Raw genomic sequence first — 14267 nt, 5'->3', positions numbered from 1 at the left:
AACGGTGCGCATAAATGCGCACCCTACGATAAACCGGTGCGTTCGTAGGGTCGCCATTCATGGCGACCACTGTTCATGGCGACCGCGATTATTTCTGCTTTTTATCGATCGGTTTACCTGACCAATAGCCGGCCAGCAGCGAACCTGACAAGTTATGCCATACCGAGAACAGTGCGCCCGGCAGTGCTGCCAACGGCGAGAAGTAGAGTTTGCCCAGCGTGGCCGCCAGTCCCGAGTTCTGCATGCCCACTTCCAGCGCCAGCGTGCGGCAGGTGGATTCATCGAAGCCAAACAGCTTGCCACCCCAGTACCCGCCCAACAGACCAATGGCGTTATGCAGTATGACCGCCACAATCACCATCAAGCCGACAGAACCGATAAAACCCTGGCTGCCGGCTACCACGGCGCTGATGATCAGCAGAATACACACCATCGAAAACGCCGGCAGATAAGGCTCAACGCGGCGCACCACACTGTTCATTGAGTGGTGGATGATCAGGCCGAGGCTGATCGGAACCACCACGATTTTCACGATGCTGAGCAGCATGCCGACCACATCCACCTGAATGTGCGTATCAACGTAGAAACGCGTTAGCAGCGGCGTGGCAAAAACCCCCACCAGCGCCGATACGGATGAGATGGTCACTGACAGCGCCACATCGCCTTTCGCCAGATAGATCATCACGTTAGACGCAGTGCCGCTGGCCACACTGCCGACCAGGATCATGCCTGCTGCGAGGTCCGGTGGCATCTGGAATAGCTTCGCCAAACCCCATGCGGCCAGCGGCATCACCAGATAGTGCAGGAAAGTACCGGCAATCACCGGCGCCGGACGTACCAGCACGCGTTTGAAATCGTCAATATTTAGCGTCACGCCCATGGCGAACATAATCAGCATCAGCAGATACGTTACCCACGGACCAATGCCGAGAAAGGTGGTGGGAGAATAATAAGCAGCGACCGAGAGCAGTACGGCCCAGAGCGGGAACAAGCGGGTAAGTGTGCCGAGCATAACCAGACTTCCTTAGGGATTTTTTTAATATTGCCACAGATGAAATGTCGCGCAGGGAACGACCACAGCGACGGACGCGGGATCATAACATTTCATTATCTTGACGTAAGGCGGGAAGTCGCTTGCGGGGGAAAATGCGGATCGGCTGCTGCCGATCCGCTGAAATACGGCGAAGTTACTCTGCTTTTTCCAGTACAAAGCGGTAGATCGCACCACCAATCGCAGCACCGATGATCGGTAACAACCAGAACATCCACAGCTGCTCCACTGCCCAGCCGCCCTGGAAGATGGCCACACCCGTACTGCGCGCCGGGTTAACTGAGGTATTGGTCACAGGAATGCTCACCAGGTGGATCAGCGTCAATGCCAGACCGATAGCCATCGGCGCAAAACCGGCCGGAGCACGTTTATCGGTCGAACCCATGATCACAATCAGGAACACCGCGGTCAGCACCAGTTCGGCGATCATACCTGCCTGCAAGCTAAAGCCGCCCGGGGAATGTACACCGTAACCGTTCGACGCGAAGCCGCTCGCCGCTGCATCGAAACCGGCTTTACCGCTGGCAATCAGATACAGCACGCCTGCCGCCGCAATCGCACCAACCAGTTGCGCGATGATGTAAGGTACGACCTGCGCCGCCGGGAAACGTCCGCCAACCGTCAGACCGATGGTGACCGCCGGGTTAAAATGGCCGCCTGAGATATGGCCAACGGCAAATGCCATCACCAACACTGTCAGACCAAATGCCAGCGCGACGCCGGCAAAACCGATACCCAATTCTGGAAACGCCGCGGCCAACACCGCACTACCACAACCGCCCAACACCAGCACAAAGGTGCCAAGTGTTTCAGCCACTAATCTTTTCACCGCTATTCCCTCAGATAATTTAATGTTTTCGCGGCGGGATTATCGTTTTTGGCGATTGAAGCGCAACCACTCAATGAGAGATCAGTGTGTTTTTTAGGCGATTCCAGCGAAAACAAGACATGTCTCGCGAGTGATAATGGGGATCATCAGAAACGTCTGGATAGAATGACTGACTTCCGCTGCGCTTGAATTATTATTTAATAAAATTAACCAATAAAAAAGCCGGACCAGGTCCGGCTTGATGCAGCATGCTAACAATTTGACTTAGGAACCAAATAGATTCTTGTGCAGCGCGCGTACCACTTCTTCCGCATCCGGCGTTGGCACCAGGAAGCAAAGGTTATAGCTGCTGGCACCGTAGCAAATCATGCGCAGATTAAACGGTTCCAGTGCGCCGAACACTTCTTTACCGACGCCGCAGGCTTTCGACAGGTTGTTGCCGATGATCGCCACCAGCGCCAGGTTCTCTTCCACTTCCACACGGCACAGCGAAGAGAGCTCGGTCAGCAGCGCCTGCGTCAGCAAACTGTCACCCGTGGTGGTCGAACCGGTGCTATCCAACGTTAGCGCCACGCTCACTTCAGAAGTGGTCACCAGATCAACGGAGATGCTGTGGCGCGCCAGAATGTTAAACACCTCGGCGAGGAAGCCGTGTGCATGTAGCATATTCAGGCTGTGCAACGTGACCAATGTCTGCTTGCGACGCAGTGCCAGCGCGCGGAACAGCGGTGGATTTTTGGTTTCATTGCACACGCGCGTACCGCCCGCGGCCGGATCTTTACTCGAGCCGACAAACACCGGGATATCGCTGCGTACAGCCGGCAGCAAGGTGGCCGGATGCAGCACTTTAGCACCAAAGATCGCCATTTCCGCCGCTTCTTCGAAGGTAATCTCTTCGATGCGTTTAGCCGTGGAAACCACGCGTGGATCGGTGGTGTAGATACCGGCAACATCGGTCCAGATATCGATACGCGCGGCCTGCAGCGCTTCGCCCAGCAGCGCAGCGGTGTAGTCACTGCCGCCACGGCCGAGCGTGGTGGTGCGGCCTTTAATTTCGCTACCGATAAAGCCCTGAGTCACCACCAGCGCTTGTGCAATACGCGGCTGCAGTTGGGTCGCTGCCAGCGCTTTCACCGTAGCCACTTCCGGCTCCGCACGACCAAAACGATCGCTGGTGCGCATCACTTTACGCACGTCAAACCATTCGCTGTTCACCTGACGCTCGCGCAGAATCTCTACGAACAGCAGCGTCGACATCAGCTCACCGTGGCTCACCAACTCATCGGTCAGCGCGTGCGACGTCGCCAGCGAGGTGGCCTCAGATAACATGGTGATGTTTTCCAGCATGCGATCAATTTCGTCGCGGATGACATCCGGCGACTGCAAACGATCGATGATGGCGTATTGAATTCGGCGGATTTCATCCAGCAGGTAAGCGCGCTGCGCTTGTTCCTGGCCTTCAGCAAGGGCAACCAGCAAATTGGTTACGCCAGCGGAAGCAGAGAGCACCACTAAGCGGGTATTGGCATCCGACAGCACAACATCTGCGCTGCGATTCATAGCATCAAAATCGGCAACGCTGGTGCCGCCAAATTTAGCCACGATAAGATTTTGAGACATGTTACGAACCCCGTGTCAGGTTATCTTTCTTCCGTTTTTGGGGCGGAAGACATAGTAGCAGCCTAGGCACAAGAGAAGAGCAGAATTGGGCAGACAAGATCAGGAGACAAGTCACCCAGAAGCGCTTCACCTTGCGAAGCGTCCGACTGTGGACGATTCTGGTGACAACCCAGAGGATTCAGCCCCTGCAGCCGACAGTGCAACACCCCGCGTGTTGCCCCACCTCGGCGTCACACCCCCTGATGTGTTATCTGCGGATACGGATCCTCAAACACACTGCCTGGGCGACGCGCCTCTTCTGGCTTACACCCGGAGGTGTAAGTAGCGCGCATAAAGTACTGATTATTTTCCCCCCTGTCCATACCCTTCATACTTCAAGTTTCAGGTGCGTTGGCTGCGGGTATTCACCTCAGTCCCTTACTTCAGTAAGCTCCTGAGGATTATGAGGCTCATAATGAGCCTCACCCTTCGGGCCAGCGCTAGCGCTGTTCAAATCGGCCAAGCCGATTTGTCATACACTTGCCGCCTTCCTGAACCTCGAATAATTTTGGGTAGACTTGCTTAAGGTCGAGGATTTGCTCACTTTTACACTTCGGTAAACGCATCGTTGAACAAACGCGGTGTCCCACGTCGACCTAAAGTAGAGTCCGAATCAGACAAATGCGGCTTTTTGCTGATGCGGCACAGGGAATTTTCCTGGCGCTACGCTGACAATCGCCGCCGGATTTACCTGAAACACTGCGGCCACGGTCACAAATTTTTTCCCTTCGCTTGTAACTGTGGTCATACTCATTCCCGTCGCAAGAATGCTATGGATGCCGGGCGAGCAGGATGCCCCGGATGGAATGACGGTTCTTATATCAACTAGAGTGTTGCCATGAAAAATATCAATCCGACACAAACCGCAGCCTGGAAAGCGCTGCAGCAGCATTTTGAGCAGATGAAATCGGTGCAAATCGCCGACCTGTTTGCGCAAGATGCCGATCGTTTTGCGAAATTCTCTGCCACTTTCGATGACCAGATGCTGGTGGATTTCTCAAAAAACCGCATCACCGAGGAAACCCTCGAAAAATTACAGTCGCTGGCTAAAGAAACCGATCTGGCCGGCGCCATCAAATCGATGTTCTCTGGCGAGAAGATTAACCGCACCGAAGAGCGTGCGGTACTGCACGTTGCCTTGCGTAACCGCAGCAACACGCCAATTGTGGTGGACGGCAAAGATGTGATGCCGGAAGTCAACGCGGTGCTGGCGAAGATGAAAGGCTTCTCCGAGCGCATCATCAGCGGCGACTGGAAAGGCTATACCGGTAAAGCCATTACTGATGTGGTGAACATCGGTATTGGTGGTTCAGACCTCGGCCCCTTCATGGTGACCGAAGCGCTGCGTCCGTACAAAAATCACCTCAACATGCACTTTGTGTCTAACGTTGATGGCACGCACATCGCCGAAACGCTGAAAGATCTCAGCCCGGAAACCACGCTGTTCCTCGTGGCATCAAAAACCTTCACCACCCAGGAAACCATGACCAACGCCCATAGCGCGCGTGACTGGTTCCTGAAAACCGCGGGCGATCAGCAGCATGTGGCGAAGCACTTCGCTGCGCTGTCGACCAACGGTAAAGCGGTGGGTGAATTCGGTATTGATACCGATAATATGTTCGAGTTCTGGGATTGGGTTGGCGGTCGCTATTCACTGTGGTCAGCAATCGGCTTGTCGATCATTCTGTCTATCGGCTTCGAGAACTTCGAGCAGCTGCTGAGTGGCGCGCATGCGATGGATAAGCACTTCGCTAACACGCCTGCCGAGCAGAACTTGCCGGTGCTGTTGGCGCTGATTGGTATCTGGTACAACAACTTCTTTGGTGCCGAAACCGAAGCCATTCTGCCGTATGACCAATACATGCATCGCTTTGCTGCTTACTTCCAGCAGGGCAACATGGAATCCAACGGTAAATATGTCGATCGCGAAGGCAATCCGGTGGATTACCAGACTGGCCCAATCATCTGGGGCGAGCCAGGCACCAACGGTCAGCACGCGTTCTACCAGCTGATTCATCAGGGCACCAAACTGATTCCGTGCGACTTTATCGCACCGGCGCTGAGCCACAACGTGCTGACCGATCACCATCCGAAGCTGCTGTCGAACTTCTTCGCACAGACCGAAGCGCTGGCGTTTGGTAAGTCACGCGATGTGGTAGAGAAAGAGTTCACCGATGCCGGCAAATCTGCCGAATCGGTCGCGCACATCGTGCCGTTCAAAGTATTCGAAGGTAACCGCCCAACCAACTCAATCCTGCTGCGTGAAATTACCCCGTTCAGCCTGGGTTCACTGATTGCGCTGTATGAGCACAAGATCTTCACCCAAGGCGCGATTCTCAACATCTTCACCTTTGACCAATGGGGTGTTGAGTTGGGTAAACAGCTGGCAAACCGCATTCTGCCAGAGCTGGAAAATGAAGCGGAAATTAGCAGCCACGATAGCTCCACCAATGGCTTAATTAATCGCTACAAATCCTGGCGTTAATTTCTCGGCCAATATGAATAAGGCGGCGTGATTGCCGCCTTTTTTCTGCCAGCCAGTCGACAATCCGCGCAATATTGCTATTTCTTCCCGCTTTGCCGCTTAGAAAATTCTTAAAATAGGCTAAGGAAAATCGGAACTTTATTTGATTGACGCCTACTCTATTAATTAAAAAATGGTCCTATTTCGTTATTAACCATCGGCTATCCGTATGATTGATTTATCATTTTTATTTAAGCTACTTCAGGAAAATCTGATTATTCCTATTCCGTACCAATAGTTAATGAAAAAGTGAAAAATCCTGCCTTGATAAGCCCAACCACGTAATTATTCCACCCTGAGAAAAAACTGCATTTAAAAAAAGCAGCTAACGCCAATTCGCCGCATTTATCACCAGACACGCCTGTACTTTCCGCCCTCTTTTTCTGTTGCTGAACTCTGGTAATTTGTTGCCCTATACTGAACGCGCCCGAAATCTGGGTAAATCCTACATTCATTGATTCATATAAATGCAGGAAACGTTGTTATGAAAAAACTGATGGTTGCTGGTGCAGCCTTACTTTACGTTGCCGTTTCTTCCGCTGCGATTGCCGCGCCGGAAGAAGCTGGTGCTGCAGCAGGCGCGCAGGCGGGAGCAATCTCTGCCGGTGCGTCTACCGCTGTGGGTATCGGCGCGCTCGGTGCGTTAGTGGGTCTCGGCATTGCTGCTTCTGGCGGCGGTGACGGTGCAAATACCGGTACAACAACAACCACCACAACGAGCACCACTCGTTGATGTAGCACCTTTAAGCATAACCACACATCCGTGTGGTTATTTTTTGCTTGGCTTATTTAGACAGGGATACACAGTGCGCCGACTCTCTTTGCTACTTCTTTGCCTGTTGTTGCAGGCCTGCACACAAACGCAAAAAGGCCTCGAACAAACCGTGATGCTGGCCGTGAACGGTCCGGATGATGTCACGGTCACCGACGAACAGGTTGCTAACCTGCCCTACGCCAGCCTCTATGCCCGCATCAATGAAGGTCCGCGCATCTTCGTGGTGCTCGGTTACAACGAAAACGACCAACAGAAGTGGATCACCCAGGATAAAGCGATGCTGGTGATGCAGCATGGCCGTCTGGTCAAAACGCTGGGTTTACCGAGCAATCTCGCTGACGTCAGTAACCTGGCGCAGGATCCGCTCGCCGATGGCTTGCATCTGCAAAACGGTGCCAGTTGGACGCGCGTGGTGCAGTGGCGCGAGCAAGATAAAGTACGTGCCGCCACGGCCGTTTCCCATTTCGAACGCGGTGACGATACGGTGCTGGATATCGCCGGTGAACGTGTACCGTGTCGCGTCTGGCATGAAACCGTGCGCATGGAGAGCGTAGGCGCGGAGTGGCAGAACACCTTCTGGATCGATAACCGCGATGGCACGGTGCTGCAGGCCAACCAGATGCTGGCCGCCGATGCCTTCCCAGTTGAAATCACTATTCTGAAGCCGGCGAAATCATGAAAAAAACAACTCCAATGCTGGCAGCGTTGACGCTGCTCACGGCTGGCCACGCGCTGGCCGCGGCTCAAGTGACCGTGCACGACGTGCAGGGCAAAAACACACTGCAAATCAACGATGCGCAGAATCTCAGTCAGTTACTTACCAACCCAGCACTGCGCAGCTGGTGGCCGGGCACGGTGATTGCCGAACGTGGCGCAACTGCGGTAGCACAGCAACAGCAGAAACAGCTGCTGGCAGATCTGCGCGCCTGGCAAGCCGACAGCGGCGAGTCGCTGGCCGCGACCATCGGCTCCGTTATCCACCAGCTTGGCACGGTGCAGGTGACGGGCCGCCAGTTCACCTCGCTTGATCCCGACGAGGTGCGCCTGCGTCAACAAGATAACCGCACGCTGCAAGGCAGCTACGACCTCTACACGCTGACGCAACCCACGCAGGTGCTGGTGCTGGGTGCATTAAGCAATCCGGGTAAAGAGAGCTGGCAGCCGGGCCGCGAAGTGCGTGATTACCTCGACGGCCACGATCGTCTGTCCGGCGCGGAACGCAGCTATGCCACGGTGATTGCACCGTCTGGCAGCACGCAGCAAGTTCCGGTCGCTTACTGGAATCATCGCCACATCGAAGTGGAGCCCGGCAGCATTATCTGGCTCGGTTTCACTTCATGGAGCCTGCCTTGGGGCCAAAGCGATTTGAATGCGCGCATGCTTTCCGTTCTGACTCACCGGATACCAGAGTGATGAAAAAACAATTACTTATCAGCCTGTTGGCTGCTTCTGTTTCCGCCGCTTGCCAGGTGCATGCGGAAACCTGGCCTGAACCGGTCGGCCCTTCTCAATCGGATTTCGGCGGCGTTGGTCTGATGCAGACGCCTACCGCGCGTATGGCGAAAGAGGGTGAATTTAGCGTTAACTTCCGTGATAACGATCAATATCGCTACTATTCTGCTTCACTGCAGCTGTTCCCGTGGCTGGAAACCACCGTGCGCTATACCGACGTACGTACCCGCAGATACAGCGCGGTCGAAGGTTTCAGCGGCAACCAAAGCTATAAAGATAAAGCCTTCGATGTGAAGCTGCGTTTGTGGCAGGAGAGCTATTGGCTGCCGGAAGTGGCGGTGGGTTCACGCGATTTAGGCGGCACCGGCCTGTTCGACAGTGAATATTTGGTGGCGAGCAAGGCATGGGGCCCGTTCGATTTCACCTTAGGTCTGGGCTGGGGCTACCTCGGCAACAGCGGCACCATCAAGAATCCGTTCTGCTCCTACAGCGACAGTTTCTGTAGCCGTACCGGCGGTGGCGAAGCGGGTTCGATTAACGGCTCGCAGATGTTCCACGGTCCTTCAGCACTGTTTGGCGGCGTGGAGTATCAAACGCCGTGGCAGCCGCTGCGCCTGAAGGTTGAATACGAAGGTAACGATTATCAGGATGATTTTGCTGGTCGTCTGGATCAACGCAGCAAGGTCAACGTCGGCGCGATTTATCGCATCACCGACTGGGCGGACATTAACGCCAGCTACGAGCGCGGTAACACCTTTATGTTCGGCTTTACCCTGCGCACCAACTTCAACGATCTGCATCAGTCGCATATCGATAGCGAGAAACCAGCGTATAACCCTCAGCCGCAGGGCGATCTGTTGCAGCCAACGGTAGTAGCAAACCAGCTAACGGATTTGAAGTACAACGCGGGTTTGAATGGCCCGCATATTCAGACCAAAGGCAGCACGCTCTATGTGTCTGGCGAGCAGACCAAATATCGCGACACGCGCGAAGGTGTCGATCGCGCCAATCGCATTATCATGAACAATCTTCCCGCTGGCATCGATACCATCGATGTCACCGAGTCACGCTTCAATATGCCGCAGGTGAGCACACGTACCAATGTGGCCAGCCTGCACAATGAACTGGCCGGTTATCCGCTGGGACATGAAAAGCCGCTGCAGCAGACGCGTGAAAATCCGCGCGATCCTGGTACCACCGAGCAAGGTTTCTTTATCCGCAAAGACCGTCTGAACTACAGCTTGTCGCCGGTGCTGAATCAGTCGGTGGGCGGACCGGAAAGCTTCTACATGTATCAGGTTGGCGTGATGGCTAACGCTGATTATTGGCTTACCGATCACCTGTTAGTCGGCGGCAGCCTGTTCGGTAATATTGCCAATAACTATGACAGGTTCAATTACAATGGCGCGCCAGCGGATTCCACACTGCCGCGCGTGCGTACCCATATTCGTGATTACGTTGAGAACAACGTTTACGTTAACGATCTGCAAGCCAACTACATGCAGTCGCTCGGCAACGGTTTCTATGGCCAGGTTTACGGCGGTTATCTGGAAACCATGTACGGCGGCGTCGGCGGCGAAGTGCTGTATCGTCCGATTGATAGCAACTGGGCTTTCGGCGTTGATGCCAACTACGTGAAACAGCGTGATTGGGACAACATGATGCAGTTCACCGATTACAAAGCGCCGACCGGGCATTTCACCGCGTACTGGCGTCCGTGGTTTATGCAGGACGTGTTGGTCAAAGCCAGCGTCGGTGAATATCTGGCGAAGGATAAAGGCGTAACGGTTGATGTATCGAAGCGCTTTGACAGCGGCGTGATGGTTGGCTTCTACGCCACCAAAACCAACGTGTCGGCGGAAGCGTATGGTGAAGGCGACTTCACCAAAGGCTTCTATATTTCGGTGCCGATGGATCTGTTCACCGTGACGCCAACGCGTGGTCGTGCGCAGGTGAACTGGGTGCCGTTAACGCGTGATGGCGGCCAGATGCTGGGTCGCAAATATCAGCTGTATGACCTGACGTCAGATCGCGATGCGCGGTTTAATTAATATCCGCGCGGGTGGTTTTAAACCCGCGCGATGAATCGCTCCGCTACGGATAAATACACATACCGTAGCGGCGCAATTTATTGCGCATTACTGCATATTAATCCGCGTCATAACCCAGGTTCGGTGCCAGCCAGCGCTCGACGTCGGTGACGCTCATGCCTTTACGCGCCGCGTAATCTTCAACCTGATCGCGCTGAATCTGTGCCACGGCGAAGTACTTGCTCTCGGGATGGCTAAAATACCAGCCGGAAACCGCGGCGCCGGGCCACATGGCGAAAGATTCGGTCAGCTTCATGCCGGTATGTTTTTCCACATCCAGCAACTGCCAGATCGGCGCTTTCTCAGTATGTTCCGGACAAGCCGGATAACCTGGCGCCGGGCGAATGCCCTGATAATTCTCGCGAATCAGCTCTTCGTTGCTCAGGTTTTCATTAGCAGCGAAGCCCCAAATCACTTTACGCACCCGCTCATGCAGATATTCGGCAAACGCTTCTGCCAGACGATCTGACACCGCTTTAACCATGATTTTGTTGTAATCATCGTGCTGCTTGTCATACGCCTCAGCCAACGCATCCTCTTCTACCCCGGCAGTGACGGCAAACGCGCCGAGATAATCGGCTTTTCCGCTCGATTTCGGTGCCACGAAATCCGCTAAACAGTAGTTGGCGAAGTCGGTTTTCTCGGTCTGCTGACGCAAGTGATGGCTCACGCACAGCACCTCGTTGCGGTTCTCGTTGCTGTAAATTTCAATGTCATCGCCGACACGGTTGGCCGGGAAAATCCCCACCACACCGCGCGGTTTAAGCGTGCCGGTGCTGCTCAACATATCGAGCATCGCGTTAGCATCGGCAAACAAGCGTTGGGCCTCTTCGCCCACCACGTCATCTTCCAGAATGCGCGGATATTTGCCGGCCAGCGACCAGGTCATAAAGAATGGCGTCCAGTCGATGTAATTGCGCAGCGTTTCAATGCTGGCTTCAACGGAACTCACACCGAGGCGATGCGCCACCGGCGGCGTGTAACGTTCCCAGTCAATGGAATAATCATTATCACGCGCGGTCTGCAGACTCACCGGCGGTGTACGCGGCTTCTTACGCGCATGCTGAATGCGCACCGTGTCGTACTCTTTGCGGGTGCGCGCCACGAAATCCTCTTTCAGCGTATCGGAGAGCAGCGAAGACACCACGCCAACGGTGCGCGAGGCGTTCTGCACGTAAACGGTGGGGCCGCTGTAGTTCTGCTCGATCTTCACTGCGGTATGCGCTTTCGAAGTGGTGGCGCCGCCAATCAACAGCGGGATGGTGAATCCCTGACGCTCCATCTCTTTCGCTACGTTGACCATTTCATCCAGCGACGGCGTGATCAGCCCGGAAAGCCCGATAATATCGGCATTCTCGGCAATCGCGGTTTTGAGAATTTTATCGCTCGGCACCATTACGCCGAGGTCGATAATTTCGTAGTTGTTACATTGCAGCACCACACCGACGATGTTTTTGCCGATGTCATGCACATCACCTTTTACCGTCGCCAGCACGATTTTGCCGTTGCTGCGCCCGGCCTCTTTGCTGGCCTGAATGTAAGGTTCAAGATAGGCCACCGCTTGCTTCATCACGCGCGCTGATTTCACCACCTGCGGCAGGAACATCTTGCCCTCGCCGAACAGATCGCCCACCACGTTCATGCCGGACATCAGCGGCCCTTCAATCACCTGAATCGGGCGTTCTGCTGCCTGACGTGCTTCTTCAGTGTCTAACTCAATAAACTCGGTGATGCCTTTCACCAGCGAGTATTCCAGACGTTTTACCACGTCCCAGCTGCGCCATTCGGCCTGCTGTTTCTCCTGCTCGCCGTCGCTTTTGCTGCCGCGATACTTCTCCGCCAGTTCCAGCAAGCGCTCAGTACCATCGTCGCGGCGGTTAAGGACCACATCTTCTACTGCATCGCGCAGCTCGGCAGGCAGATCGTCGTAAATCGCCAGCTGACCGGCGTTCACGATGCCCATATCCATACCGTTGCGGATGGCGTAATAGAGGAACACGGCGTGAATCGCTTCGCGTACCGGTTCATTGCCACGGAACGAGAAAGAGACGTTGGACACGCCGCCAGAGATCATTGCGTGCGGCAGCTCGCGTTTGATGTCTTCACAGGCACCGATAAAGTCCATCGCGTAGTTGTTATGCTCTTCGATGCCGGTGGCAACGGCGAAAATATTGGGGTCGAAAATGATGTCTTCTGGCGGGAAACCGACCTCTTCCGTCAGGATCTTGTAGGCACGACGACAGATTTCTATTTTGCGTGCACGCGTATCTGCCTGACCGACTTCATCAAACGCCATCACGACCATGGCCGCGCCGTAGCGACGCACTTTACGCGCGTGCTCGATAAAAGGTTCAACGCCCTCTTTCATCGAGATGGAGTTAACAATGCCTTTGCCCTGAATGCACTGCAGGCCTTTCTCGATCACCTCCCATTTGGAGGAGTCGATCATGATCGGCACGCGTGCGATATCGGGTTCGCCGGCAATCAGATTGAGGAAGCGCACCATCGCCGCTTCCGCATCCAGCATGCCTTCATCCATGTTGATATCGATGATTTGCGCACCGCTCTCTACCTGCTGGCGTGCCACATCCAGCGCTTCGTTGTATTTTTCTTCTTTGATCAGGCGCTTGAACCTGGCCGAACCGGTGACGTTGGTACGCTCGCCAACGTTGACGAACAATGAATCAGCCTGAATATTCAGCGGCTCAAGCCCGGCGAGGCGGCAGGCCACTGGAATCTCGGGCAACTGGCGCGGTGCAACACCGTCCACCGCCGCCGCCATTGCCGCGATGTGTTCCGGCGTGGTGCCGCAGCAACCGCCGATAATATTGAGGAAACCAGCTCGCGCCCACTCACCAATTTGCTCGGCCATAATCGCGGCATCGAGATCGTATTCACCAAACGCGTTGGGCAAACCGGCATTCGGGTGCGCAGTCACGTAGCCTTCGGCAATGCGCGACAGCTCCGCCACATATTGACGCAGTTCATCCGGACCGAGCGCACAGTTCAGTCCGAACGACAGCGGTTCGGCGTGGCGTAGCGAGTTATAGAAACCTTCGGTGGTTTGGCCGGAGAGCGTACGACCAGAAGCATCGGTGATGGTGCCCGAGATCATTAGCGGCAGCTTAACGCCCATCGCTTCCATCTCGGTCTGCACCGCATAAATCGCCGCTTTGGCATTCAGCGTATCGAACACCGTTTCGATCATGATCAGGTCGGAACCACCCGCAATCAGCGCATGGGTGGATTCACGATAGGCTTCCACCAGCTGATTGAAGGTGACGTTACGGTAGGCAGGATCGTTGACGTCCGGCGAGATGGAACAGGTACGGTTGGTGGGGCCCAACACGCCCGCCACGTAGCGCGGACGATGTGGCGTTTTCGCCGTCCATTCATCTGCGCTGGCACGCGCCAGTTTAGCCGCTTCGAAATTGATCTCCGTCGACAACGCTTCCATCGCGTAATCTGCCATCGCAATGGGGGTGGAGTTGAAGGTGTTGGTCTCCAGAATATCCGCGCCGGCAGCGAGATAGGCATCGTGGATTTCGCGAATCACATCCGGCCTGGTCAGCACCAACAGATCGTTGTTGCCCTTCAAATCGGACGGCCAGTCGGCAAAGCGGCTGCCACGAAAATCCTGCTCGCTCAGTTTATAACTCTGGATCATGGTGCCCATACCACCGTCCAGAATCATGATGCGTTGCGCCAGCTGCTGCTGCAGCATTGCTGTTTTGTTGCTCACTCTTGCCCCGTCCACGTCATTGCGTTGGCTAAATACCAGCCAGACATACTGGCATAACTTTCAGGTCAGCAAAAGTCAGGTCAGATGAGACATTTTCAGGAATAATAGCCAACAGATCCGACCAGAAAGTGAACGTTTGCATTCA

The 14267-nt window shown here is 54.8% G+C and carries 10 protein-coding genes and 1 riboswitch; of the genes, 5 read left to right on the top strand and 5 right to left on the bottom strand.

The genetic code is table 11. The features are described from left to right. Positions 1-88: 88 nt before the first annotated feature. From panS to AC6I8K_RS01425, 4 genes are all read right to left on the bottom strand, one after another. Entirely contained in the window at positions 89-1012 is a 924-nt protein-coding gene (panS, locus tag AC6I8K_RS01440; RefSeq protein ID WP_064737954.1) for a ketopantoate/pantoate/pantothenate transporter PanS, read from the bottom strand. 175 nt (positions 1013-1187) lie between these two features. Next, positions 1188-1880, bottom strand: a complete 693-nt coding sequence (gene aqpZ, locus AC6I8K_RS01435; RefSeq protein WP_064737955.1) for an aquaporin Z — start codon at positions 1878-1880, stop codon at positions 1188-1190. A 264-nt stretch (positions 1881-2144) separates the two neighbouring features. Beyond that, complete coding sequence (gene lysC, locus AC6I8K_RS01430; RefSeq protein ID WP_064737956.1) at positions 2145-3500, bottom strand: lysine-sensitive aspartokinase 3; 1356 nt, start codon at positions 3498-3500, stop codon at positions 2145-2147. 111 nt (positions 3501-3611) lie between these two features. Further along, positions 3612-3806, bottom strand: a riboswitch (Lysine riboswitch). A 346-nt stretch (positions 3807-4152) separates the two neighbouring features. Then, positions 4153-4287 carry a hypothetical protein gene (locus AC6I8K_RS01425; RefSeq protein ID WP_483816617.1) on the bottom strand — a complete coding sequence of 45 codons (135 nt, stop codon included), beginning with the start codon at positions 4285-4287 and terminating at the stop codon, positions 4153-4155. 90 nt (positions 4288-4377) lie between these two features. Between AC6I8K_RS01425 and pgi the strand changes: the two genes are divergently transcribed. From pgi to AC6I8K_RS01400, 5 genes are all read left to right on the top strand, one after another. Continuing rightward, positions 4378-6024, top strand: a complete 1647-nt coding sequence (gene pgi / locus AC6I8K_RS01420; protein WP_064737957.1) for a glucose-6-phosphate isomerase — start codon at positions 4378-4380, stop codon at positions 6022-6024. Between the two features lie 523 nt (positions 6025-6547). After that, a complete protein-coding gene (gene yjbE, locus AC6I8K_RS01415) occupies positions 6548-6796 on the top strand; it encodes an exopolysaccharide production protein YjbE (protein ID WP_007891326.1) in 249 nt (82 codons plus the stop codon). Between the two features lie 73 nt (positions 6797-6869). Continuing rightward, positions 6870-7517, top strand: a complete 648-nt coding sequence (locus AC6I8K_RS01410; RefSeq protein ID WP_483816616.1) for a YjbF family lipoprotein — start codon at positions 6870-6872, stop codon at positions 7515-7517. After that, positions 7514-8251 carry a capsule biosynthesis GfcC family protein gene (locus AC6I8K_RS01405; protein ID WP_064737959.1) on the top strand — a complete coding sequence of 246 codons (738 nt, stop codon included), beginning with the start codon at positions 7514-7516 and terminating at the stop codon, positions 8249-8251. Before AC6I8K_RS01410 ends, AC6I8K_RS01405 begins: the two co-directional genes overlap by 4 nt. Next, entirely contained in the window at positions 8251-10341 is a 2091-nt protein-coding gene (locus AC6I8K_RS01400) for a YjbH domain-containing protein (RefSeq protein ID WP_483816615.1), read from the top strand. Before AC6I8K_RS01405 ends, AC6I8K_RS01400 begins: the two co-directional genes overlap by 1 nt. 97 nt (positions 10342-10438) lie before the next feature. On the opposite strand, the gene metH is transcribed toward AC6I8K_RS01400, so the two are convergent. Continuing rightward, the gene (gene metH, locus AC6I8K_RS01395) at positions 10439-14122 is read right to left on the bottom strand and encodes a methionine synthase (protein WP_497826120.1); all 3684 of its coding nucleotides are present in this window, start codon (positions 14120-14122) and stop codon (positions 10439-10441) included. Between the last annotated feature and the right edge of the window lie 145 nt (positions 14123-14267).

The organism is Pantoea sp. X-Soil-ISGK-421 (assembly GCF_059730785.1).
This window is presented reverse-complemented; position numbering and strand designations above follow the sequence as displayed.

Bases quoted from the DNA above. Each gene is read 5' to 3' on its own strand.
- panS (WP_064737954.1), bottom strand. From the start codon at position 1,012: ATGCTCGGCACACTTACCCGCTTGTTCCCGCTCTGGGCCGTACTGCTC.
- lysC (WP_064737956.1), bottom strand. From the start codon at position 3,500: ATGTCTCAAAATCTTATCGTGGCTAAATTTGGCGGCACCAGCGTTGCC.
- AC6I8K_RS01425 (WP_483816617.1), bottom strand. From the start codon at position 4,287: ATGACCACAGTTACAAGCGAAGGGAAAAAATTTGTGACCGTGGCCGCA.
- pgi (WP_064737957.1), top strand. From the start codon at position 4,378: ATGAAAAATATCAATCCGACACAAACCGCAGCCTGGAAAGCGCTGCAG.
- yjbE (WP_007891326.1), top strand. From the start codon at position 6,548: ATGAAAAAACTGATGGTTGCTGGTGCAGCCTTACTTTACGTTGCCGTT.
- AC6I8K_RS01405 (WP_064737959.1), top strand. From the start codon at position 7,514: ATGAAAAAAACAACTCCAATGCTGGCAGCGTTGACGCTGCTCACGGCT.
- AC6I8K_RS01400 (WP_483816615.1), top strand. From the start codon at position 8,251: ATGAAAAAACAATTACTTATCAGCCTGTTGGCTGCTTCTGTTTCCGCC.